25 protein-coding genes and 1 pseudogene are annotated in these 21936 nt (G+C 48.0%); 2 read left to right on the forward strand and 24 right to left on the reverse strand.

Annotated elements, in window-relative coordinates; translation table 11 throughout:
• Positions 1-73: 73 nt before the first annotated feature.
• The 21 genes and pseudogenes from TAM4_RS09925 to TAM4_RS10025 all read right to left on the reverse strand — a co-directional run bounded on the left by TAM4_RS09925 (position 74) and on the right by TAM4_RS10025 (position 17307).
• Positions 74-1639, reverse strand: a complete 1566-nt coding sequence (locus TAM4_RS09925; protein WP_014123092.1) for a proton-conducting transporter membrane subunit — start codon at positions 1637-1639, stop codon at positions 74-76.
• Positions 1640-1649: 10 nt separating this feature from the next.
• Entirely contained in the window at positions 1650-2135 is a 486-nt protein-coding gene (locus tag TAM4_RS09930; RefSeq protein WP_014123093.1) for a Na+/H+ antiporter subunit E, read from the reverse strand.
• Complete coding sequence (locus TAM4_RS09935) at positions 2132-2536, reverse strand: Na+/H+ antiporter subunit C (RefSeq protein ID WP_014123094.1); 405 nt, start codon at positions 2534-2536, stop codon at positions 2132-2134. Before TAM4_RS09935 ends, TAM4_RS09930 begins: the two co-directional genes overlap by 4 nt.
• Positions 2533-3291, reverse strand: coding sequence for an MnhB domain-containing protein (locus TAM4_RS09940; RefSeq protein WP_014123095.1), 759 nt, complete (start codon positions 3289-3291; stop codon positions 2533-2535). The genes TAM4_RS09935 and TAM4_RS09940 overlap by 4 nt, the downstream gene beginning before the upstream one ends.
• Positions 3292-3546 (reverse strand): hydrogenase subunit MbhD domain-containing protein, encoded by a 255-nt coding sequence (locus TAM4_RS09945; RefSeq protein ID WP_014123096.1) that lies wholly within the window; start codon positions 3544-3546, stop codon positions 3292-3294.
• Entirely contained in the window at positions 3543-3890 is a 348-nt protein-coding gene (gene mnhG, locus TAM4_RS09950) for a monovalent cation/H(+) antiporter subunit G (RefSeq protein ID WP_014123097.1), read from the reverse strand. The genes TAM4_RS09945 and mnhG overlap by 4 nt, the downstream gene beginning before the upstream one ends.
• Complete coding sequence (locus TAM4_RS09955; protein ID WP_048151070.1) at positions 3887-4141, reverse strand: monovalent cation/H+ antiporter complex subunit F; 255 nt, start codon at positions 4139-4141, stop codon at positions 3887-3889. The genes mnhG and TAM4_RS09955 overlap by 4 nt, the downstream gene beginning before the upstream one ends.
• Positions 4142-4169: 28 nt before the next feature.
• Entirely contained in the window at positions 4170-4733 is a 564-nt protein-coding gene (locus tag TAM4_RS09960) for an NADH-quinone oxidoreductase subunit B family protein (protein WP_014123099.1), read from the reverse strand.
• Positions 4730-5236, reverse strand: a complete 507-nt coding sequence (locus TAM4_RS09965) for a 4Fe-4S binding protein (protein WP_014123100.1) — start codon at positions 5234-5236, stop codon at positions 4730-4732. The genes TAM4_RS09960 and TAM4_RS09965 overlap by 4 nt, the downstream gene beginning before the upstream one ends.
• The gene (locus tag TAM4_RS09970; protein WP_014123101.1) at positions 5223-6860 is read right to left on the reverse strand and encodes an NADH-quinone oxidoreductase subunit C; all 1638 of its coding nucleotides are present in this window, start codon (positions 6858-6860) and stop codon (positions 5223-5225) included. The genes TAM4_RS09965 and TAM4_RS09970 overlap by 14 nt, the downstream gene beginning before the upstream one ends.
• A gap of 2 nt (positions 6861-6862) precedes the next feature.
• On the reverse strand, positions 6863-7744 hold the full coding sequence (locus TAM4_RS09975) for a respiratory chain complex I subunit 1 family protein (RefSeq protein ID WP_014123102.1): 882 nt from the start codon (positions 7742-7744) through the stop codon (positions 6863-6865).
• Positions 7741-9639, reverse strand: a complete 1899-nt coding sequence (locus TAM4_RS09980; RefSeq protein WP_014123103.1) for a proton-conducting transporter membrane subunit — start codon at positions 9637-9639, stop codon at positions 7741-7743. Before TAM4_RS09980 ends, TAM4_RS09975 begins: the two co-directional genes overlap by 4 nt.
• The gene (locus TAM4_RS09985; RefSeq protein WP_014123104.1) at positions 9636-9836 is read right to left on the reverse strand and encodes a CooT family nickel-binding protein; all 201 of its coding nucleotides are present in this window, start codon (positions 9834-9836) and stop codon (positions 9636-9638) included. Before TAM4_RS09985 ends, TAM4_RS09980 begins: the two co-directional genes overlap by 4 nt.
• 5 nt (positions 9837-9841) lie before the next feature.
• Positions 9842-10039, reverse strand: coding sequence for a CooT family nickel-binding protein (locus TAM4_RS09990; protein ID WP_237702090.1), 198 nt, complete (start codon positions 10037-10039; stop codon positions 9842-9844).
• Positions 10039-10848: a P-loop NTPase gene (locus tag TAM4_RS09995; RefSeq protein WP_014123106.1), complete on the reverse strand. Its 810-nt coding sequence runs from the start codon at positions 10846-10848 to the stop codon at positions 10039-10041. The genes TAM4_RS09990 and TAM4_RS09995 overlap by 1 nt, the downstream gene beginning before the upstream one ends.
• 39 nt (positions 10849-10887) lie before the next feature.
• Positions 10888-12786, reverse strand: a complete 1899-nt coding sequence (cooS, locus tag TAM4_RS10000; protein WP_014123107.1) for an anaerobic carbon-monoxide dehydrogenase catalytic subunit — start codon at positions 12784-12786, stop codon at positions 10888-10890.
• A gap of 14 nt (positions 12787-12800) precedes the next feature.
• The gene (locus tag TAM4_RS10005) at positions 12801-13436 is read right to left on the reverse strand and encodes a 4Fe-4S dicluster domain-containing protein (RefSeq protein WP_014123108.1); all 636 of its coding nucleotides are present in this window, start codon (positions 13434-13436) and stop codon (positions 12801-12803) included.
• A gap of 137 nt (positions 13437-13573) precedes the next feature.
• Entirely contained in the window at positions 13574-14605 is a 1032-nt protein-coding gene (locus TAM4_RS10010) for a winged helix-turn-helix domain-containing protein (protein ID WP_148258699.1), read from the reverse strand.
• A gap of 95 nt (positions 14606-14700) precedes the next feature.
• Positions 14701-15270 (reverse strand): V4R domain-containing protein, encoded by a 570-nt coding sequence (locus TAM4_RS10015; RefSeq protein ID WP_048150650.1) that lies wholly within the window; start codon positions 15268-15270, stop codon positions 14701-14703.
• A 201-nt stretch (positions 15271-15471) separates the two neighbouring features.
• A pseudogene (locus TAM4_RS10020) lies at positions 15472-16308 on the reverse strand (MFS transporter); the annotation flags it as partial.
• 84 nt (positions 16309-16392) lie between these two features.
• Positions 16393-17307, reverse strand: coding sequence for a hypothetical protein (locus TAM4_RS10025; protein WP_014123112.1), 915 nt, complete (start codon positions 17305-17307; stop codon positions 16393-16395).
• A 316-nt stretch (positions 17308-17623) separates the two neighbouring features.
• Between TAM4_RS10025 and TAM4_RS11830 the strand changes: the two genes are divergently transcribed.
• Both TAM4_RS11830 and TAM4_RS10030 read left to right on the forward strand, forming a co-directional pair.
• Complete coding sequence (locus TAM4_RS11830) at positions 17624-17788, forward strand: hypothetical protein (protein WP_014123113.1); 165 nt, start codon at positions 17624-17626, stop codon at positions 17786-17788.
• A gap of 254 nt (positions 17789-18042) precedes the next feature.
• Positions 18043-19602 carry an Lrp/AsnC family transcriptional regulator gene (locus TAM4_RS10030; protein ID WP_158306679.1) on the forward strand — a complete coding sequence of 520 codons (1560 nt, stop codon included), beginning with the start codon at positions 18043-18045 and terminating at the stop codon, positions 19600-19602.
• A gap of 26 nt (positions 19603-19628) precedes the next feature.
• On the opposite strand, the gene TAM4_RS10035 is transcribed toward TAM4_RS10030, so the two are convergent.
• The 3 genes from TAM4_RS10035 to TAM4_RS10045 all read right to left on the reverse strand — a co-directional run bounded on the left by TAM4_RS10035 (position 19629) and on the right by TAM4_RS10045 (position 21915).
• The gene (locus TAM4_RS10035) at positions 19629-19985 is read right to left on the reverse strand and encodes a hypothetical protein (protein ID WP_048150654.1); all 357 of its coding nucleotides are present in this window, start codon (positions 19983-19985) and stop codon (positions 19629-19631) included.
• A 188-nt stretch (positions 19986-20173) separates the two neighbouring features.
• On the reverse strand, positions 20174-20413 hold the full coding sequence (locus tag TAM4_RS10040; protein ID WP_014123115.1) for a hypothetical protein: 240 nt from the start codon (positions 20411-20413) through the stop codon (positions 20174-20176).
• Positions 20414-20910: 497 nt separating this feature from the next.
• The gene (locus tag TAM4_RS10045) at positions 20911-21915 is read right to left on the reverse strand and encodes a hypothetical protein (RefSeq protein WP_014123116.1); all 1005 of its coding nucleotides are present in this window, start codon (positions 21913-21915) and stop codon (positions 20911-20913) included.
• Positions 21916-21936: the final 21 nt, after the last annotated feature.

Below are 21936 nucleotides of genomic sequence, written 5' to 3' on the forward strand. Positions count from 1 at the left end.
GGTTCACCTCACATTCTCGTCCTTTCGGACTAGACCTTACAAGAAAAATTGAAAAAACGAGAATTAGAATCTATTAAGATATTTTAATTTTCCCTGCTAAGGTTAATGCCTCGTGGATGTATTGTTTGTAGTTCACTGCTTGGACTACCGCCGGGTTAATATAGTGGCTGACAATGTAGGGGGCAACAAGGCCAATAACAATACACGCCAAGGCCAAGACTAGGCACACACCACTCATACTCCAGCACTCCCTAACCTCGATGTTCTCCCTGGGCTCTCCGAGCCAGACCTCGTAGAACACTCTAATGTAAGCCACCAAAGCCGTCACCGAACTCACAACCAGCACCAAAGCCAGCACTGGATTTTCATCCAAAAACGCATTGAACAAGAGCAGCTTGCTGAAAAACACATTGAACGGCGGCACACCCACCAGACTCAGCGAAGCCACCGCCAAACTGAAAGTCGCCACCGGCATCCTCCTCCCAAGGCCAGCCAAATCCTCAATATTCCTCGAGCCAGCAGCGTGAATAAACACTCCAGCCGCGAGGAAAAGCAACGCCTTAGCAACCGCGTGGTTCATCATGTGGAAGAGTGCGGCGCTTAACGCCAACTCACTCCCAACACCAACCGCCATCACCAGATAACCCATGTGCATTACTGTCGAGTAAGCAATCAGCCTCTTCACATCCCTCTGCACGAGCATCATTAGGGCTCCAAAGAGCGCCGAAACTGCTCCAAGGAACATTAGAATAACACTAAGCGAGTGGACAACACCAGACAGGCCAGAACTTAGAGTCCCACCGTAGACGGTGTACAAAAACCTGGCCAAAGCATAAACGCCCACATTAACCACCAGCCCAGAGAGCACAGCCGAAATTGGACTCGGCGCCGCCGGGTGGGCCTCCGGAAGCCAGAAGTGGTTCGGAAACACAGCAGCTTTTATGAGGAACGCCCAGGTTGCCAGGGCCAAGGCGATCCCAGAGGCAATAACCACGTCTCCCCAGGGCTTCCCAACCACCGGGAAGTCCATTCCATGGAGTAGGGCACTCAGGTTGGCGAAGTTCAGCGTTCCAAAAGCGTAGTAGAGGACTCCAAGGGCCAGGAAGTACATTGTCGTTCCAACTGCTCCAATCAGCGCGTACTTCAAGCCCGCAACCACCGAATCTCCCCTGTCACGGTAAAACATGACCAGAGCATACGCTGCGATGCTGGTAACTTCTATCATAACGAAGAGGTTGAAGGCGTCACCGGTCAGGAGAACGCCGAGTAAACCCGCCTCAAGGCCGAGGTAGAGCGTGTAGTACCATTCCAGCCCGCTCTCGCCCTCGAGGTGACGGTAGCTGTAGACTGCGATGAGGAACATCAATGCCGCGGTCACGAGGGTTATTAACGCACTCATCCGGTCGACTTCATAAATTATGCCAACCGGAGCCGCCCAGCCGCCAAACGTGTAAATCAACGGTTCTTTTGAAGAGTAAGCCAGCTGGAAGAGTTTAAAAGCGCTCACAGCTGTTAAACCCGTTCCGGCTAGAGCGTAAGCCAGCACAATCCTCCTGTTCCCCTTAATGAGGATTGATGTCAGTGGTAACGCGAAGGCGAAGAGGATTGGGATTACGGGAGTCAAACCAACGACGTTCATCATCACCACCTCACTCGAATATTCTCTCCGCGTACTTCTCAAACTCCTCGCAGATTTCTTTCTTGGCCTTTTCAGGCTCTTCAGTAGTCACGTTGATCCAGTTCACGTAAAGGTAATCCTCATCAACGTCAACAACTACAGTTCCGGGAGTGTTCGTTATCGAGTTGGCGACCAAAGCCCTCGCGTACTCGCTCTTTACCTTCAACGGGACTTTCACGATTCCAGGCTCGACTTTTCCCGTGATTATTCTCCCAATAACGTCCAGGTGGGCTTTAACTTCAGCCACGAGGAAGTACCAGAGGAAGTAAATCAGCCCCCATGCCCACCTGGCCGGGTTGAGGGCTTTGACATCGTTTTTTACCAGAAAGCGGCCAACCAAGAGGCCTACAATTACTCCAACTATTACTCCAGTGACCAAGTCGTAGGGTGTAACTGAACCCGTGAAGATGATGTACGTCACAAAGGCCAATATCGCCGTTGGAATCACGCCCTTCATGCTTCATCCCTCCTCAATAAGCTGGGGAGGAGTTTGCCGACTTCCCTCACATCCAGCGTCCCGTAAATCCTGTAAATCTGGATTATCGCGAAGGCTATGAGAATGTTAACCGCCATTCCAATGACTACTGCCGTTAAAACCAACGCCTGCGGGAGCGGGTCAACGGCCGTCCTAACGAACTCTCCGAGGGCCGTTTTGGAGAGCTGGGGCAGAATTGGGGGCTTTACGGGGTAGATTACCCTATAACCGAGGAGAACCACGAGGACGTTGGCCGTATCACCGAAGATAGTTAACGCTATGAGTTTTTTCACGAGGTTGGGCTTTGCCACAATCCCGTAAACGCTTATGATCAGCGTTGCGAGGAGGGAAGTTATTGTAATGCTCCAGAGGAGGGTGCTCATCTCCTCACCCCCAGGAATTTTCTGAACTTTTCCTCTGGAATGCTCAGGAGGAGGAAGACTGCCGTGAAGCCTGCCCCAACGGCGAGGTATTCAAAGAAGTTGTAGAACACCAGAGAACCCCCCAGGGGTACTCCGAGGGCTTTTGCCGGGAAGATGGGCTGGTTCTGCATGAGGTAGCCTCCCGTGAGGAGTGGGACTAAAGCAGTGAGTACAACTCCGAGCAGTCCGATTGAACGGATTATTATGGCCCTCGTCTTGTCGAGACCGTTCTTTTCAAGCGCGTACTTGGTGCAGACTGCTATTATCAGCAACGGAGCAACTGCCAGTGCGGAGCCACCCTGAAAGCCGCCGCCGGGTGTTAATTGCCCGTGGAGTGCTATTGAAGCGGAAACAGCCAGAATCATTGCGACTATGAGTTTTGTCACTGTTCCCACCGGTTCTGGGAGTTCTGGTTTTGGCTCGCCTTGTTTTGCTTCTTCGCTTTGTTCTTTGCTCAGCCTGAAGAGGGTTAGGCTTCCTATTATTGCCAGGAAGAAGACGGCCGTCTCGAATAGTGTATCAACTCCACGGTAGTCCCAGATGATTGAAGTTACTGCCTCTGGGCTTTTTGCGGAGTATTCTCCGAAGTAGCTGTTCTGGAGGTAGAATTCTCCGAGGGGGTGGAGGTTCTTTTGTGGGGTCAGGTTTTGGGCAATGTAACAAGCAACCCCAAGGACGGTGATTAGGGTGATGATTAGGCCGATTAAGCGCTTCATTCACACCACCTCGTACCTTTCGGTTTTTCCGATGATGAAGATGAGGAGCGCCGAGTATATTCCCACCGCTATTGCCACGTAGGCGAGGACAATGTCCGGCGCCATGAGGAGGTAGAAGATTATGGCGTAGGCTATGGCCTGGACTGCTGAGTAGGCCACTGCCCTGAGGAGGTCTTTTTCTGTTATTGCTAAGTATGAGAATGCCAGACCTATCAAGGCCGTGATTGCGAGGATTGATAGGTGCAGCTCGATCATTCTCTCGCCTCCTTTAGGTGGTCAACCTTGGGTTTCCACTCCACAATCCCGCTCCTGTGGGCGGCGTAGGCCAGTGCCGTTGCTCCTGCCGGAGCCGCGAGGAGGACTATTATCCCCGTGATGAGGCTGGCTCCGGCTATCGCGTATTTGTGTGGGATGTTTGTGCCGAGTGCTAATAAGGCAACGCCGAAGAGCGGCACTACTGCCCCGCCTATTGTCCCGACGGTTGCCGCGTGCAGGCGGACGTAGAAGTTTGGAAACTTGAGCAGCCCGATTGCTCCAAGGAGGTCGCAGATTCCGCCGATGGTTATCAGGATTGCGCCGAGGATGAAGGTTATGCTCATGCTCCCACCTCCTTCTTCGTGAGGTGGTTTGCGATGTAAACGTCTAAGAGGTAGGCCCAGAGTGCCAGGGTTATAGCCCCGCTGATGAGGTAGATGCTTCTGAAGTATACCGCGAGGATCGCCATGAATGCTGCTATGTCAAAGCTCATGCAGTCAACCGCTAGAATCATGTCTGGGACGGTTGGACCTTTGATGGCCCTTATTGTGTAGAGGATGAACGCCGCTATGTACAGGGGGAAGATGATTTCCATGAGCGTGACGAGATTACCCGCGGACACCTCAGACCCTCCTGACCTCAAGCTTTGGAAGGAAGTGTCTCGTCTTTTCGGCTTCCATGAGAAGACTCGCCAGCCGAATCTTTTCCTCAGCAACACTTTCCTCTGGCTCAATGTAGACCTGTTTCCTCTGCTTCTTTTCGAGCATCCCTCTGGCGACGGCAACTCCGTAGATTATGGCCTCCGGTTTCGGCGGGCAGCCGGGGATGAAAACGGTAGCGGGCGGTTCGATGTTGTACTCTTCCTTCAGGATTTTGTAGAGCTCTTTAATTCCCCCAATGACGGAATACGTGTCGTACCAGATGCCTCCCCCGCAGGCGCAGGCTCCAATAGCGAGAACCACTTTGGGGTCGGGAACGGCTGTGAGGGCATCTATGACTTTGGGAAGGCACTCCCTCGTGATGGGCCCGGTGAACGCTATGGCATCGGCGTGTCTAGGACTTCCAACGAGCTTTATCCCGAGCCTTTCGACGTCATTTCTTGGGGCAAACATGTTGAGAACTTCTATGTCACAGCCGTTGCACGAGCCTGAGTTGAGGTGGAAGACCCAGAGGCTTTTCTTTATCATCGTTTACACCCCCAGAGCCTCCATTCTGAGGTCTTCTCCATCCGGCACTCGGGGCACAGAAGGAGCGACTTCCTCTCCCAGGGAGGAACGTTCTCCGCCACCTGTATCAGGTGCCTGTAGGTATCGAACGGTTTCCCGCACTTGCCGCAACGGATAAGTTTGAGCTCGACCACCTGATGGAGGTCGTCCTGATCGGGGGTTGCCAGCTCAAACTCCTTCGTCAGCTTTATCGCCCCCACCGGACAGACATCCTGACAGCGGGCGCAGAATATACACCTCCCGAGGAAAAGGTGCACGACCCTCACTCCTCTCTCAACGTCATCGTAGACCTGGATTGCTTGGGGCGGGCAGGCGTTGGCACAGGCGCCGCAACCGATGCACTTCTCTCCATCTATCACGGGCTTTCCCCTGTAGTCCTCCGGCACCTCAATCGGCGCAAAGGGATACTTCTCCGTGACCTTGCCTATGGAGAGGGCTTTAGAAATGAGTTTAAGCCTTCCCATTGCCCACCCTCCTGATTCCTTCTTCCAGAGAACCTCTCCACAGGACTCTACCGTTTTCCGAGTCTATTATGGAGACGTGGTCTGTGCATGAGAAGCACGGGTCTATTGAGGCTATGATTATGGGAGCGTCCGCGATGTCATTGCCCCTGAGCATGACGGGAACCGCGGGCAGGTTGTTGTAGGTTGAGGCCCTCGGATGCCAGCGGTAGACCTTGTTCTCCCCCCATGTTATTACAACGTGCACGTCCTCTCCCCTGGGAGCCTCGGTGACGCCAAGGCCGAGCTTGAAGCCGGGTATCTCGTAGTCCTCGTTTATGAGCTCTCCTTCCGGCATGTTGTCCAGTGCCTGTCTTATCATGCTGAAGCTCTGGAAAGTTTCGTCGTATCTCACGAGGAACCTTGAGAGAACGTCTTCACCTTTGTAAACGGGAACCTCAAAGTCAAGGTCACCGTATGCCGCGTATGGATGGTCCCTCCTGACGTCCGTGTCTATCCCCGAGGCCCTGGCAACCGGTCCGACAACACCTATTTCCCTGCCTTTCTTTTTCGGAAGAACACCGACGTTCTCCATCCTTTCTTTGAGCTCCCCCATCTTGACAACGTTGTCGAGGATTTCTCTGCTGTCCTTTTCTGCGAGGTCGAGGAGTTCCAGAACCTTTCTCTTTTTCTCCTCTGGGATATCCCTCCGAACACCACCGATAAGGTTTATTCCGTAGGTTTTCCTGTTGCCCGTTATCAGCTCCGCTATGTCCATGATGTACTCCCTGGCCCTCCAGAGGTGCATGAAACCGCTGTCGAATCCAAGGAGATGACAGGCAACTCCAAACCAGAGGAGGTGGCTGTGTAACCTCTCTACCTCAAGCATTATTGTTCTGATGTACCTTGCGCGCTCTGGAACGTAAATGTTGGTTGCATCTTCCACGGCTTGACAGTAAGCAGTCGAGTGCGTGCAGCCGCAGATGCCGCATATTCTCTCGGCCAAGAACGGTACTTGGTTGAGGGTCATCCTGCTTTCTGCGAGTTTTTCCATGCCCCTGTGAATATGGAATCCCCTGTATTTTGCATCAACGATTTTGTCCCCTTTTACGTAGAGCTCAAAGTACTCCGGCTCGTGGAGAGTTGGGTGATAAGGCCCGAGAGGCACTTCGATGATATCGGGCCTTGGTTTCTTCCTTCCCTCCTTTGGTTTGGCTGGAGGGAGCTTCTTGTTGTACGGAAAGTCTTTTCTCAGAGGATACACCCCTTCAGGCCAATCTTCAGGCAGGATGAGTCTTTCCGGTTCTGGATGGCCCTCAAAAATGATTCCCAACATATCCATAGCTTCTCTCTCTGACCAGCTGGCTCCCTCTATCACAGGAGTTATCGATGGCAGTGTGAGCTCGTTGGTGGGAGTTGTCAGCTTGAGAATTACGTGCCTCCTCTCGGCCTCGCAGTTGAAGACGTGATACATCGCGAACCTCATGTTGACCGGCCTCTCATCAACCCCCATTCCACACGAGTAGTAACAGCCGGCGTTGAATAGGCCCTTAGCTATTTCCCTGACCCTCTCAGGACTTACCTCCGCGACCGTTACCCTGTCATCGTGCCGCAGTATCTTGCATCCTTTCAGTACCTCAACCACCATTTTTACCACCCCATTACAGCTAACAACCAGCATAAGGCACCGAGAATTGAAAACCTCTTGAGAAACCTCACTGCGTCCTTCGTCCTGAATCTCCCGCAGGAGGCCTCTATTGTGGAGTAGATCACTGATAGAACGATCAGGCCTATCACGTAATAAGTGGCCCTGATAGCTGAAGTTCCCCTGAGGAAAAAGTTCAGAAAGACCGTGAACAGGAGAAGTCTCTTTGTATATATTGAGAGCTTTAGGAGTGCAAGCTGCCTTCCACTGTACTCGATTAGGGGCCCCTCCACGATTTCAGGCTCTGCCTCAGCGACATCAAACGGAACCCTTGCCCCGGCCACATACACGAGCACAACGAAGAGCAGTGCGCCGATAAGGGCGGAAGCTTTGAACGGGAGGGGGAAGAGGTTTGAGAGCGTGAAGCTTTTGGCTGAAACCGCCAAAGCCGCTATAATAAAGGCCAGTGAAAACTCCTCGGCCATGAAGAGGGATATCTCTCTGTGGGATCCTATTTGGGCGTAGGGGTCTCCACTTGAGAAGCCCCCCAGGGTCACGGCAACGGTACCGAGTGTCATCAGGTAGAGGAATGCTATGATGTCCCCCCAGAACCTCATTGAGTCTGGCAGAATAGCTGGAACGAAGAAGAAAGCTGTGAGTATCGAGGCGAGTGCTATGGGAGGCCCAAGACGGAAGAGCCATCTCATTGACTCGGATGGGGTTGTCGAGGGCCTTCTGAAGAGCTTTATTAGATCAAACCATGTCTGAAGGATGGGCGGTCCCTGACGGGTTTGAAGTTTGGCCTTGATTTTTCTTTCGAGACCATCTAAAAGCGGGGCAAAGATGACTGCAAATATTACGTTTACAATGCATCCTGCGAGAGTCATAGTGACACACCCCCAAGTATCAGAACCATTACCAGGAGAGTTATGGCGGAGGTTACCATCATCAGGTCGGCTTGATATGACCGCACCTCGTACAGAACCGCGAGTTTTCTTGTGGCTTTCCAGATCGAGCTCACCACTCTCCCCGCCCATCCGCCTAGGGAGTAGACTTCCTTAAACTCCTCCTCAAAGGAAGCGTAGTAGGAACTCGCCGGGAGGCGCATGGCGAGTGACTTTCTCGTTCCGGTTGTCCAGACCGGCAGGGCAATCTTGGAGTATGTTACAGCCAGTAGTGCCATTCCAAGAGACAGGAGGACAATGAAAATCGCCAGCGGTTCAATGTTTCCGGTGTTGGGGACAACGACCCCGGGGAACGTTTTCAGCGCCGGAGCTTTAACGCCCAGGAACGTTAGAGCTTTTGATATAAGACTGAGCGGTAGTTTGGGATAGATTCCGAAGACGAAACAGATGAACGCTAGTATTCCCTGCGGAATCCACATCGTTGGAGGCACTTCTTTAACCTCAATGCTCTCCAAGGGAGGCCTTGTGAATATCGTCGTGAAGTATTTGACGAATGAAGCGGTGGTTACCGAGCTTATGAACAGCGCGAAGGCCCCGAAGAGGGAGAGAACCGTTGATGTTGGAAGTGTTGAGACGTATATCATCCATTTGCTTACGAAACCGTTCAGCGGCGGCATTCCCGCTATTGAAAGTGCTCCAATGAGGGCTGTGAGGGCTGTTATCGGCATGAACTTTGCCAGTCCTCCGAGGTAGTCCAGATCCCTGCTCCCGGTTCTATAAACAACCGAACCCGCCGTGAGGAAGAGGAGGCCTTTGAAAGCTGCGTGGTTTATTGCATGGTACAACGATGCGGCCAGTGCAACCGCCCCAAGGAGTGTGTCTCCAGTCGAGAGGAGGTATATTCCCGCCCCAAGAGCTAAGATTACATAGCCTATCTGCCCAACGCTGTGATACGCTAAAAGTCTCTTCGAGTCGGTCTGTTTGAGGGCGTACATTGTCCCGAAGAAAAGGGTCAGCGTGCCCATCAGGGCTATTCCCAGCCCGAGGTACTTATCGAGGGGCAGGAACTTGAGAAACACGACGAACATCATATAAACTGGGAGTTTTATCATGACTCCGCTGAGCAGGGCTGAGACGTTGCTTGGGGCCTCGGGGTGAGCGTCTGGAAGCCACGAGTGGAAGGGCACCATGGCGGCTTTAACTCCGAGTCCCACCAGCATGCCCGTTGCTATGGCGTAGGTTTCCACCGGGTGGTGGAGGAGATAAGACGGCAGAACCTGAGATATCCCAGAGTAGTCCGCCGTACCGGCCGTTTTGATTATCATGACGATTATCGCCAGTAGCATGAAGTCTGCCCCTGCCTTGGTCATGCAGAAGTACTTGAAAGCGGCCCTAACCGCCTTTTCGTTTCTTTCAAACGCCACCAGGAACTGGGAGAAGAGGGTCATCAGTTCCCAGAAGATTATAAACCAGAGGAGGTTCTGGGTCAGGAGAGTCAGCATCATAAACAGCAGGAAGAGGGGATAGCTGACGTTGTAGAGCCTCGTGTCCTTTTTGTACATCCCCATATAGCTAATGCCGTAAAGGGAAGCCGAAAACGAGAGGACGCCGAGGATCAGCAGGAAAAAAGCTGACAGAGGGGTTATTTTGAGAGTCAATGACCCCAAGGACCCTATCATGCCGCTTTCCCGTTCAAATAAGTTGAGTGCAACTGAGGGTGGGTTGTTTGTAAACCCGAGGATTCCAAGGTAGCATATCCCAAGGGATGCTAATGCTGAGATCAGATTCACAACCTTTGTCATTATCCTTCCGCCGGAGAGCAATCCGATTAATGCCGCAAAAACTAAGAGGAGAACAATAGGGGCAAGGTACGTCATTGGCTCACCTCCCTCAGGAATATTCTGTGAGAGACGAAGTCGATGCTTTCTACCTTGCATCCATGAAGGGTTTTCCTGTTGCCCATGATGTCCATGATTTCTATTCTCCCGTCGTCCTTAACATCCATCAGAACAACATCCGTCATTATCACCTCGGCCCCGTTTCCGTTGAGGAGTATAACCCTTGACTGGCACATCGGGCTCACCTCAGTTTTAGGTATATAACGTGGTGCATGAAGTCAATGCTATCTATCTCATAGTCCTCGAACACCATTTCCTCCCCGTGGAGGTTTCTTAGAACTGGCTTCCCATCCTTGAAGTACAGGAGAATGACATCTACCATAACCACCTCTTCTCTTTCCCCCTCGACTACTACCGCCTTTGCCTCGCACATTTTCATCACCCGACCTTCGATCTTCGTTTCAGGCTCAGTATTCTTTTTGCCGGGGACATTGCATCTCTGTACACAGTGGAATCCTTCGGGATGGAATCCACTCCAAGTCCGGAGTTATCGGCTTTCACCACATTTTCGTCGAAGCTTATCGTGCAGTAGGGGATTGCATCATCGGAGAAGACCTTCCCGTAAAGCCGGGATGCTTCCATAGTGTTCCGAACTTTGTTTATGACGAGCAGGAGCTTTGAAATCTTAAGCTCCCGACCCATCCTCAGGAGTTTTTTTGCTATCATGAGGGATTTGAGCGTAGGCTCAGCAACGCATATCATTATATCGAACTTCTCGGCAAGTCCCCTTCCAAACACCTCGGCACCGGCCTCACTATCGACTATCACGATATCCCTCTCTTTGAGGAGGACATGGGTTAGAAAAGCCCGTGCGAGCGCTATCGATGGGCACATACAGCCCTCCTTTGGCTGGTCAATACTTCCCACAACGACCAGACTGAGGTTTGGCCTTATTCTTATTCCGTACTTATCAACGAGGTCGTCCACCTTTGGGGTGAGCGAGAAAATAACTCCCCATCCGGAGCCAGGTCTCGCTCCCGTTCTCTCCTCAGCGAGTTCTTCATTCCTTGAAAGCGGCACTATCTCAAGGGCTTTCTCATAGGGAATCCCGAGGCTCTGGGCCAGGTTCGGAACCGAGTCGGTATCTAAGCATAAAACGCTGTAGCCCTCATCCGCGAGTATGTGGGCCAGCAACGCTGAGACCGTGGTCTTTCCGACTCCCCCTTTTCCAGCGACGAGAATCTTCACGGCTGTCACCTCCATTAAGAAAAATTGGACAAAAATAAATCAAAGGGGCCATCCAAGCTTCTTCCTCTTTTCGAGGATGACGTTGTATATTGTTTCAGCGGCCTTCACTGGATCTGGCTCCACGTAGAACTTTCCTCCGATAATGTCCTCAACGTCCTCCGTCAGAATCTTGGCCACTTTCTGGCTTCCCATTACAGGTGGGACAACGCCAAGGTGAGTGAACACACCGCTGGCCACGAAGTATGTTCCTATTGAGACTGCCTTTTCACTCATCCACTCAGGAGCTGAACCCGCGGCCGGGAGGTCCGAGATGTCAACCCCCAAGGCATCTGCCAGCGCTCCGAGGGCTATCAGTATCCTCGAACAGTCAACGCAGCTGCCCATGTGGAGGCACGGCGGAATGTTCAGTGCCTCACATATCTTCTTCAGGCCAGGGCCGGCAAGGTCGACCGCCTTCGGAGACATCAGGCCTTCCATGGCCGCCGCTATCGACCAGCATCCGGTTCCTACAACGAGCACGTCCCTCTTTATGAGCTCCTTCGCAAGGGTAACGTGGCTGTAATTGTGTTTGACCTTCGGGTTGTTACAGCCGACTATTCCGACGATGCCCTTTATGGTTCCATCCCTCAGGGCGTTGATGAGAGGTTCAAGCGTTCCGCCGAGGGCTTCAACTATGGCCTCGACGCTAAAGCCGGCTATGGCCTCCATCTTGTGCTTGGGGATGTGTACCCTGTCCCTCGGTCTGTTCGGGTAGTTTTCAATCGCTATTCTGACAATCTCCTTCGCTATTTCGTCAGCCTTCTCGGCGTTAAATTCTATGTGAACGGCCCCCGGAATGTGGCCCTTCGGTTCAGTCGTTATGACCTTGGTGTGGTAGCACTGGGCAACGTCAACTATCGCTGGCATTATACACTGGTAGTCGACTATTATGGCCTCAACCGCACCGGTTATTATCGCCAGTTCCTGCATCAGGAAGCTTCCCGCTATTGGAACTCCGAGTCTCATGAGAACCTCGTTTCCTGTACAGCACATTCCGACGACGTTGACGCCTTTGGCCCCGTACTTCTTGGCGAACTTCTGCATCTCCTCGCTCATGGCTATCTCTGCGATTTTTGTTGAGAGTATCGGGTTGTGTCCGTGGACTACTATGTTGACGTAATCTTCCTTGAGGACACCGAGGTTTGCCTCGGCCTTCAACGGCTTCGGCGTCCCAAAGAGTATGTCGCTCAGGTAAGTGGCCATCATTGAGCCGCTCCATCCATCGGCGAGGGAGGTCCGTATACCATGGAGGAGCAGCGAGACCGGGTCGGCATCGACACCGATGTGCGTCCGGTGCATGCACTCACAGACTTCCCTGTCTATGGCCCTTGGGAGAACACCGGCCTTCTCCCAGACCTTGATCCTCTTTTTCGGAGCGAGGGCAAGCATCCTGAGAGGCTCGTCTCCCGGTTTTCCAAACTCCCATTCAAGTACTTCGGCGAGCTCTCTCGCTATCTCGTGTTCGTCCTTGCCCTCCGTGCTGATTCCCAGAGTCTCGGCAAGTGACTTGAGCTTCTCAACGTCGGTCAGCTTGTAGTACTGAAACCTTCCCTCTGCCACTCCCTTGAAGACCTCAACCACGTCCCTGGCGTGGTCGCTGTGGGCTGCCGCACCCGCGGCTATCATTCTCAGTAGGTTCCTTGCAACGATTGTGTCCGCTCCTGCTCCACAGACACCTTTTGTTGGTCCCGAACCGAATGGGTCAATCCTGCACGGCCCCATTGCACAGTTCCTACAGCAAACTCCGAGTTGTCCAAAGGCACACTGGGGTTGTTGCTCTAAGAGGCGGTGCCAAGCGGTCTTTATGCCTTCCTCTTCGGCCTTCTCAATCAGCTCGGCAACACCCTTGGTTGCCGAAACTCCCTTTGCGGGAACACGATACTTTATGTATTCGGCCATATCATAACACCCCCTCAATACCACCTAACAGAAGTGTACATCCTGTAGAGGTCCATGGGCTTAACAGGCCCTTCCTCCTTCTTCTCGACGATGGGCTTTACGTACACCATGCCAGGAACCTTCATTCCGGAAATCAGGTTCTCAGCCTTTTCCGTTCTGACCTCATCAAGGATGTCGCTGAGCCGCCCGAACTTCATCGCTCCGGTTGGGCATGCTTCGACGCACGCTGGAAGTTTACCTTCCCTAATGCGCTCGACGCACGAATCGCATTTCAAAACTACCTTGTATTCTGGCTCGTATTTTGGATGACCAAAGGGACATGCCATCACGCACATAAGGCATCCAATGCACATGTTCGGGTTCAAAACAACGAAACCTTCCTCGGTCTTGGAGATTGCTCCCGTTGGGCACGCCTTCATACAGGGGGCATCCTCACAGTGCTGGCATCTCATTGGGACATTGAAGAAGTCGGCAACGACGACCTTCAGTCTTGGTTTCGGCTTTGGTTTCTCCTGAATTGCCCCAAATAGTGTCTTGCTCATGGAATGCTCGATGGCACATGCCATTTCGCACGCTCTGCACCCCATGCACTTGGAGGGATCTATATAGACCGTCAGCCTGTCCGTTGCAGGCGACAGTATAGAATCCATTGTTATCACCTCAATCTTTAGGTTAAACAAAACAGATAAAAGGAAGTCGTGTTCGGGAATCAGGACATTAACAGCCATTGTTTCTCTAAATTCAGAACACGAGACTTTCACTTGGGATTATAACTAATGGGCGTCCTTCACGTGTATAGAGAGAGGAGTACCTTTTCCCTGACCCTGCGGTATTCTTCTAAAATGTCTCGTGCGAATCCCGTCAAAACAGTTATACCCTTCTTTCTGCCCCCTCTCACGGTTATTAGTAGGGACATGCCAAGCTTGTACTCAAGTTCCTTTATTCTTTCCCAGTACGTTGAGGGGGAGACACCAATGGCTTTGCACGCAGCCCTGAAGGACTTTAGCTGGGAAATAAGCTCAAGAAGTTCCATGATGTCTGAAGGTATCTCAACTCCATCCCGCGTTACAAAGGAAACTTTGACTTTGGGGGTTAGCTGAAGGGCATTTTGACTCAACGGGCATGGAGAAAAGAGCATCTTCCTGAGGTACTCAGTCGATATGTGGCGGTAGTTGATACTGAGCTTTGAGTGGGGGCATTTGGAAACATTGCCGTAGGGGTTTACATAAATGGTCTTGCAATTCTCTGAGGATGGAGACGTCAGCAAGGTCACAGGATAGTCATCAAAGAAAACCTTAAGGGCATGATAGATATACTTTATCCCATAGTGTAGGCCCACCTCGGTGTTTTCCCTCTTCGCAAGTTTTTTCAGAAATTCCTCTGTTGGGGCTTTCTCATAGAATCTCGGCCCCACGGTTATTCTGAGTCCAAGTCTGCGGCAGATACCAATCAGGGAAAGTATCTCTGCAAAATCAAAACTCGATCCTAACGGTATGTACGCTTCAATGTTATCGACACCAAAGGACAGCAGGTTTTTTATCGTCTGAATTGACGACATCATGGCCTTTTGAGAGTCCACCAAGATGATGAGGGCATGCACATTATCTGAAATTTTTTTAAGTTGACCGCTTCGAGCAACGTTCTTTAATCCCGGGATTGTTATGAACATATCAATACGATCGCATATTTCTTGGGTTTTATTTACTATAACGTCTATCTTTGGATGGGAGAAGGGGTTGGGGCACGTTATAACACACTCATCAAACCTGAAGCCATCTAGGTTCTCGGCCAAGATATCTACTACCTCAGGGGGTAGCATCACCCCTGTACACCCAAACTTCTCCCTCCATGGACAGATCAAACAACCTCCGTCACATTTAGTGGAGGGTTGGATTACCAACAGGCTCATACCCATCACTCGAATACCACTTCAAATCCGCAGAAATGATTGCCTAATCCCCAGCAGTATACTTCCCTTGTAATGTTCTTGCCGATAAGAGCCTCCATGACTCCTTGGATGAAGCCGGCTTCAAAGTCGCAGAGGGTTCTCCCAACGGGCTTGATGTTGTAACAGCTTATGCACTCATAGAGGTTAACTTTCATGCGGTTGAAGGATTCTTCGATGATATCGACTATTCCAAGTTTCTGCTTCAGAAACACCCTCGGGAGGTCGTCTATGCTCCTGATTTCGCTGGTCTCAACAAGTTTACGGGCTAAGTTATATCCTGCACCCCTGAGAATGAGTGTCCTCAGGGAGGGACTGTATTTGAGCATACCGTATGAGATCATCCTAAAAGTCCTCACGTACGTGGGATCTTCTGGGGATAATCTCACAAAGAACGGCCTTTTTACGTTGAAGTACACCGCCGGTTCAAGCTCGGAATATTCCACTTTTTCGGGGGTCTTTTTTTGTTTCTTTTCTTCTTTGTACACCTCCCGCCACTTTTTCAGTAAGGGTTCAACTGAATACGTGATGTCTTCCACTTTTAACACCAAGATTATATGGCTAAATATTCAACTAAAACCTTTTTGGTTGTTATTTATCTTTGGATACTCCCTTCTGACGTTTGGTTAAGCAACTTTGCCAGCATTATTGGAAGCCAAAACTGTTACCATGCCTTTAATTTCAATGCCCAAAACATCTTTTCAAGCTTATTTTTCACCCAATTACTCTGGAGTGTTCCTTACGGAGAGGGCCGTCATTACTGGGACGATGATTGGGGCGAGGGAGTAGGCTTTGACGCTCCATTTGTCCCTGAGCCGGATTCCGATGAGTTTGGGCAGGACTTTGACGATGGCTTCTATGACTGCGAGAATGCCGAGCGTTCCTACGAGCGTAGTTTTGAGGATTTTGGCGAGTATGTCGCCCAAGTAAGGCTCGAAGAATTGGCGGAATTGGTTGGTGGCCATGACGACGGTTATGGAGAGTATTATGAGCCAGAGGAGTTCGGGCCGGCGGATTTCCCGGAAGGATTGGAGGGTGTGGCTTAGATAGGAGCGTTCGGGTTTCTGGAATTCATACTCGGGGATTGTGTAGGCGACTATGAGCGTGGCTATTTCGAGGATTAGGGTCAATGCTAAGGGGAGGGTGAATCCGTAGAGTTGGGCAAGGATTCCGCCGATGGCTACTGTGAGGGCGGAGAGGGGTAGGGTTATGGTTTTGATGTCTTTCATGAGTTGTCTATACTCTTTTTCTCTGCCGAGGTGTTTGAGGTTGTCGTATAACCATGCTTGGAGGCTTCCGCTGATGAATGCGACTGCGAGGGGTGTTATTATTGAGTAAGCGATGAGCATTGGGAAGTTTTTGAGGAGTATGAGTATTATCGTGCCGATTGGGTAGAGGGCGAGGCCTGTGAGGACGCTGGTTTTTCTGCTTATTTTGTCGCCGACTACTCCGGTTGGGACTTCGAAGAGGAATGTTCCTATGGTTGCTATGGCCATTGCTGTGCCTATTTGGGCGTAGTTGAAGCCTTTGGTTAGGTAGTAGATGACGAGAATGTTTCCTACGAATCCAACGTTCATGAGGGCATAAAAGAGCTTGTATTTCCTAACCAGGCCCACTTAACATCCACCGCCCAATTAAGGAGCAGGAAAAATAAAAAGTTATCACTCTCCAGGTGGAACATTCTTAGAGCGGTAAATATCCCCAATAATCTCTTTGATTGTGGCTTCATCTAGGGCTTTTTCAGTAGTTTGGAGCGGAAGTATGATGAGCTCTATTATTATAGTGGGAGAGTAGACCTTCGACGTTGAGATGGCAGTTACCATTTCATCGAGAAGAAGCTGGTATTTTTCCTCCAGAGGCCGGCCCTTTTCTTTGAGGATGTCCAAGGTTTTGGCCAATAATGAAGGAGAAACTTCAGAAAGCCCTGTGTCTATCAATATGCGAGATATCTCCTCTTCAGCTTTCTTCGTATTGCGGGTTCTGTGAAATGTTTCAGTAAGTTTCCTAGCCAGCGTTGATAGATCGGTACACGAGTCCAAGTTGAGTGATGTGCAGGCTTTAATTTTGATTAATCCCAGAGACTCAAATTCCAGCAGACTTTTCTTTACAGTCCGGGAATCCTTGTTCAGTGTTCTCAAAGCGTCAACAAAGACCACAGCGGGAATAGGCACTTTAGTCCATGGAACCTTAATGTCAATTCTCCACCTAGATAGGATTGTGTTAAGCACATTTTCATATCTTTGGAGAATCTTGTCCCGCCTCTTATCTTTCCTGTATTTGTTCAGCCGGTGAATCCAGTTCTTTCTTGCTTCTTTATGCTCTAAAATCTCTTCGAGAGCACTCTCTAGCTCTTCAGGGGTTTCAATTAAATTAAGGATATGCCCTAGGACCAGCAGATCTTCAAGGGTATAAACTATCTGTTCTTGGGCTGGGTCCTTAGGGTACCATCCTGAAGCTAAAATATCCAGGAGAGCGTTTATTCCAGGAGTCACCTTAATGCATTTCAGTTTCAATTCTCCCGGCTCCATGAGTCCGTAAAGCACCCCAATAATCTCTTTAATTTCCTCCCTTTTCATTATCTGCCACCCCAGTTGTTTTATATCCATGAGTAATTGATCCGCATAATTTCTATGCTCTAATTAATTAAATAATTATTGGGTCTCACTTTTAACCACCACCTTTTCTTGTCGTGAGATATACAAAAAGGAGCAAACAAACGTTTACGAGATAAAAAGCTCTTAAAGTGGCCAGAATCTGAATTGAAAACTTTATATAGTATAAGAGCATAAAAGACGCCTTCTCGTTCCTAAATCTTTATAAAGTTGTAAGTCTACATAATTACATAAAAACTTGTGTACACTACCATGAGAACTTGAACGAGGTGAGATAGTAATGAGGCAACTGCACGTTCTGATCCCAGACGAGCTGGATGAGGAATTTAGGCTCGCAGTTGGAAGGAGATACGGATCAAAGAAGGGAGCATTAGGGATTGCAGTCACCGAGGCTCTCAGGATGTGGATTGAGAAGAATATGGCTGTGAAAATAAAAGAAGATTGAAACTCTTAGATAGCCGGCTCCGCTGACTAAAAGGGGGATACCCGAGAATGACTAGGTTAGAGGATACTATAAATTTTATCCCTGCTAATGAATACAACAAAATATCATCAATCAACAGCTCTCATTTTGGATTACAGTCTCATTATTCTGCCGTTAGGCACCATTTTGTAGTATATTTCTCATACTCTAGCACATACATATATGACGTCTTGGAATTCCTAAGCCGGCATCTAATCAAGGCTCTAGTTCGGAATGTGATAAATAGCCGGGATAAGATAAGAGAAATAGAGCAGTGGAGATATATAGGTGAGACAAGAAAAAACGGGAAAAGGTATTACATATTCCTGAAGGAGCTAAAGAGGGAGGATATTAAGATCATTTTAGAAGCCCCTCTAGATTCAAGTCGCAAGTCAAAAAATTCGGAGGAAATGCCCCCAATTATTGTAAAAGGCTTCAAAAAGAACCAGGATATAGAAGGGGATCTACCCATATGGACAGTAACTGTGGAGACAATATACCGAAACACATTGGACGCTAGATATATAAGACCCTGGTATGTACAATCAACAGTAAGAATCGACCTCTATGGCACCTACTATCCTTTTGGAGCTCTTAGTGCCATCAGGGATCTTCCTAATAGACCTATAAATTATACATATCGCCTTAAAGAAGCCAAATTGCTTGCTCCTGAGCTTTATATAAGATTTCCTAGATACGGCATAGATGAACATGGAAAAACTGTAGATAATCTTATGAGAGTTGACAGACTTCTAAATGAGTTAAGAAAAAGAGTAGGAATATCCCAACGCTTCGGTAGCAAAGGGGAATTTAGGAACTTGAAATGGTACTATAACATAGTAGAAATACTTTGGAGAGGCCTTAAATTTCGGCTGAAGCTATATCTCTCAAAGTTACATTCATACAGGGATCCAAAATTGGAAATTATTGTTGTAGATGGTGTTGATATTTCGAAAGACGAGATTCTTAACCCAGAGAAACTCTCAAAGAAGCTGGCCCTTATTCGAGAGAGAATTAACATGGCATCGGGAATACTGGGAGCAATAATGACTTTCACTGGAATATCGCCCCGATGGGACCCATATGAAGACTACAAGTATCTAGTCCAGAAGCTTTTAGTAGATAGAGGATTTTTAGCGTATTTAAAAGGCATAGATCTTGCGAACTATCTAGCCTGTCATAGCCAACATTTGACAAAGTTAGATAATTTAGACTATAAGATACTTCAGATAGCTACTCAACATCTTGTTATTAGAATATCAATGTTAGCTGAACTCCTATCAAAAAGCGAATCAACAATAAGACGCAGACTAAAAAAGCTGGAAAAACTTGGATATATTTCTGGCACGACGGGCAAAAGGCCGAACTACTACTGGCTCAAAATATATGAAGACCTCTCCAAGACTACAATTGAAGAAAATGAGAACAAGTTCCCGTACGTGGACACAAAATTCTTAGAGCATACTACTAGCATACTCCAACGTATTGCCTCCGAACATATATACAGCCAAGATGACATCGAAAAGATGAGTATAATCCTTTGGGTCATTGGAATCGAGTGGAGCACGAGCGACCAACTCTTTAAGTTTGTTAGGTTCCTCGGAAAGCAGAGAGGTTTAAAGAAATTGTCGAAAAAAGCCATAAGCAGGTATCTGGAATTTTTAACAGATATAGGATTAGTAAAAGTTGAGGAATTCAAAGTTGGGAAAAAGAAAGAAAAAAGGTACCTTCTACTTGATGAGACTCTGAAATCATACTTTAGCGACTTGGATTACTACAAAATATTCGGAGTATAACTCTGAGAAATCCTAACGTTGGTGACTTACATCCCGCCTGTTAACGCATTCACCTTTTCAATCATTACAGTTAGCTTTCTGCTGAGCTCTCCGCTCAATATGAAGCTACCCTCCTTACCTCTACCGATCAAGCCTAAACTGACTAATTTCTTCAATGTACGATAGTAGAGCTGGATGTCCCTTGAAGATTTAGTGGGGATTATGACTTTCCACTCATCAGGCCACAGCCTTCCGTTTGTCTTTATGTGATTAATAATTCTCTCTGCCATTTCAGCTTCATTTTTGGTTAATAAAATCTCCAGAATCGGCGTTTCATACAGAACTGTTATTTCTTTGGGTATTGCCACTTTAACTTCCGAGGGATATTTGGGACGTCTTGGCATTATTCACACCCCATAGTGTAATATACTCATTACTTTGTAAATATTTCCCCTAAAGTGATTAGGGCAAAGTCATGCTTATTCACATTTCAATGTGAATAAGTGTGGTTCTGCACTGAATAGGCTAGCCTATACTAAGGAAACTCAAAAGACAAAAGAATATTTACAATAACATGTGAATAAATAGCCCTTCACTCTTTATCTTTTTCGAGCAGTTCAATAAATTCCTCAACGCTCAAGCCAGAGACATTCTCTGGCTTCAAATTTTTCAGCTCAGCCTTCAATCGGCTCAACGTTTCCTCGTCAATCTCCTCTTCAGGCAGGTTATCAGCAATCATCTTCAGGACCATGATTTTCAGCTCTTCTACGTCGTTCTCAATCTGGATAACTTTTCTCAATATCTCATTGAGATTATGAAGAACGTCGTTCATGCTACATCACACATCTATTTAGGAGGCCATGAATATAAACTATCAACCCACACAACTTTCTCAGAGGCTTGGAAAATATAAGAATATAGTGACGGAATACCCTTGTGTAGAGACATAGTGTATCCGTCACGAAAATACCCATTAATGAGTATTTATGAACAGAAAAGAAGCCCCAGTTTGTCTCAAAATCTCGGATGTTAGAGTTTGTAGGGGTTTATTCTAATAGTTATTGCTGGTATAACTGCTCCAAATTTCTAGAAAAGCTCTAGGAGTTCTTTAATAACAACATAACTATCTTTAATCAGGTATTGAGAAGTTGAGGTTGTTACTGCTGGGAAAGTTGGTGGATTTATTCATAATATTATTGCTGCTATTAGTCTCTTTTTAAGAAAGCATATCCAGAGCTTTATTTTTGGATTGAATTAGATTAGAATGAAGGATAATATGACAAACTAGTGGTTTAGGGCAATATAGAGTTGGCATTATCTTGGTATTTCTTAGCTTCTCTCTCTTTCAATTTCTCGTATCCTCTCAATCATGCGAATAATGTACTCATTAAAGTCCTTATGGAGTTTGAACTCATGAGCTTCTTCATCAAAATCCTCAACAAGCTTAGATTTTCCATCGACAATTCCAGTGATATTAACATAGAATTTTAATTTTATTTTTTTGTCTCCTAATAGAGATAGAAGTAGATCAAAGTCCACTTGAGCTATGCTGAATATTTCGGGATACACTGTTTTATCCAGATTGTCCTCAATTACCCTCGACAAGATCTTGAATATAGTTAGTACTTGTTTTAGATTCTTTTTCTTGTGTCCAGATAGATATGCATCAACGTGTTTTTCTGTAATATCTAACATAAAGATAGCCTGGATTGCTGATGTGTACATCTCCCAATTAACAGAACGGAAGTTGTCACCATATACCTTCTTTATTTCAAGTAGAGACTGTAAAAGTTTTCCAGGTAGGAGTTTCCGATCGTTAGTTATGTCCACAATACCCAACTTATATAACTCTTGAAGAATCTCAGTTTTGTTTTTGTATGTATATTTTAACGAAACCAAGTCCTCAATTTCAATTCCTTCTATTTGAGCTTCATCATCAATTATATATTCCCACACTACTTCAGATACGACATTTTTATACGCCAAAAACTCGGGATAATTGGATAGGATTTCAGTGATCTTATTTGCAGCTTTAAGAGCCCATTCCGGAGGCTTTTCTTTATGCATGATAGATTCTCTTAGTGTGTTTTTTAACGTTTTGATTTGAAATAATGATATCTGGCAGTTTTTGCATATTGGGATTTTACTAAGTGGATCAATAGATGCACCGCAAAGTTTACATTTCCTTCTATGTCTAAGAACACTTCTTTTCATTTTTTTGGGTTTTTTATATCGTTTACGTTTGGATCGTCTTTCTGAATGGGTGGTTTCTGATCTATGAGGGTCGCCCTGCTTACTGTATTTTTTTAGATATTCATCAAGTCGTTTTTCCATGAGTCTTACCCCACTGGTCTT

This window comes from Thermococcus sp. AM4, from assembly GCF_000151205.2.
Classification (GTDB): domain Archaea; phylum Methanobacteriota_B; class Thermococci; order Thermococcales; family Thermococcaceae; genus Thermococcus.

Excerpts from the sequence above, each read along its gene's own strand:
- TAM4_RS09925 (WP_014123092.1), bottom strand. The coding sequence starts at position 1,639 with ATGAACGTCGTTGGTTTGACTCCCGTAATCCCAATCCTCTTCGCCTTC.
- TAM4_RS09955 (WP_048151070.1), bottom strand. The coding sequence starts at position 4,141 with ATGGAAATCATCTTCCCCCTGTACATAGCGGCGTTCATCCTCTACACA.
- TAM4_RS09960 (WP_014123099.1), bottom strand. The coding sequence starts at position 4,733 with ATGATAAAGAAAAGCCTCTGGGTCTTCCACCTCAACTCAGGCTCGTGC.
- TAM4_RS10010 (WP_148258699.1), bottom strand. The coding sequence starts at position 14,605 with ATGCTACCCCCTGAGGTAGTAGATATCTTGGCCGAGAACCTAGATGGC.
- TAM4_RS09990 (WP_237702090.1), bottom strand. The coding sequence starts at position 10,039 with ATGAAAATGTGCGAGGCAAAGGCGGTAGTAGTCGAGGGGGAAAGAGAA.
- TAM4_RS09930 (WP_014123093.1), bottom strand. The coding sequence starts at position 2,135 with ATGAAGGGCGTGATTCCAACGGCGATATTGGCCTTTGTGACGTACATC.
- mnhG (WP_014123097.1), bottom strand. The coding sequence starts at position 3,890 with ATGAGCATAACCTTCATCCTCGGCGCAATCCTGATAACCATCGGCGGA.
- TAM4_RS10025 (WP_014123112.1), bottom strand. The coding sequence starts at position 17,307 with ATGAAAAGGGAGGAAATTAAAGAGATTATTGGGGTGCTTTACGGACTC.
- cooS (WP_014123107.1), bottom strand. The coding sequence starts at position 12,786 with ATGGCCGAATACATAAAGTATCGTGTTCCCGCAAAGGGAGTTTCGGCA.
- TAM4_RS09980 (WP_014123103.1), bottom strand. The coding sequence starts at position 9,639 with ATGACGTACCTTGCCCCTATTGTTCTCCTCTTAGTTTTTGCGGCATTA.
- TAM4_RS09940 (WP_014123095.1), bottom strand. The coding sequence starts at position 3,291 with ATGAAGCGCTTAATCGGCCTAATCATCACCCTAATCACCGTCCTTGGG.
- TAM4_RS09945 (WP_014123096.1), bottom strand. The coding sequence starts at position 3,546 with ATGATCGAGCTGCACCTATCAATCCTCGCAATCACGGCCTTGATAGGT.
- TAM4_RS10045 (WP_014123116.1), bottom strand. The coding sequence starts at position 21,915 with ATGGAAAAACGACTTGATGAATATCTAAAAAAATACAGTAAGCAGGGC.
- TAM4_RS10040 (WP_014123115.1), bottom strand. The coding sequence starts at position 20,413 with ATGAACGACGTTCTTCATAATCTCAATGAGATATTGAGAAAAGTTATC.
- TAM4_RS09935 (WP_014123094.1), bottom strand. The coding sequence starts at position 2,536 with ATGAGCACCCTCCTCTGGAGCATTACAATAACTTCCCTCCTCGCAACG.
- TAM4_RS09965 (WP_014123100.1), bottom strand. The coding sequence starts at position 5,236 with ATGGGAAGGCTTAAACTCATTTCTAAAGCCCTCTCCATAGGCAAGGTC.
- TAM4_RS10035 (WP_048150654.1), bottom strand. The coding sequence starts at position 19,985 with ATGCCAAGACGTCCCAAATATCCCTCGGAAGTTAAAGTGGCAATACCC.
- TAM4_RS10005 (WP_014123108.1), bottom strand. The coding sequence starts at position 13,436 with ATGGATTCTATACTGTCGCCTGCAACGGACAGGCTGACGGTCTATATA.
- TAM4_RS11830 (WP_014123113.1), top strand. The coding sequence starts at position 17,624 with ATGAGGCAACTGCACGTTCTGATCCCAGACGAGCTGGATGAGGAATTT.
- TAM4_RS09970 (WP_014123101.1), bottom strand. The coding sequence starts at position 6,860 with ATGGTGGTTGAGGTACTGAAAGGATGCAAGATACTGCGGCACGATGAC.
- TAM4_RS09985 (WP_014123104.1), bottom strand. The coding sequence starts at position 9,836 with ATGTGCCAGTCAAGGGTTATACTCCTCAACGGAAACGGGGCCGAGGTG.
- TAM4_RS09975 (WP_014123102.1), bottom strand. The coding sequence starts at position 7,744 with ATGACTCTCGCAGGATGCATTGTAAACGTAATATTTGCAGTCATCTTT.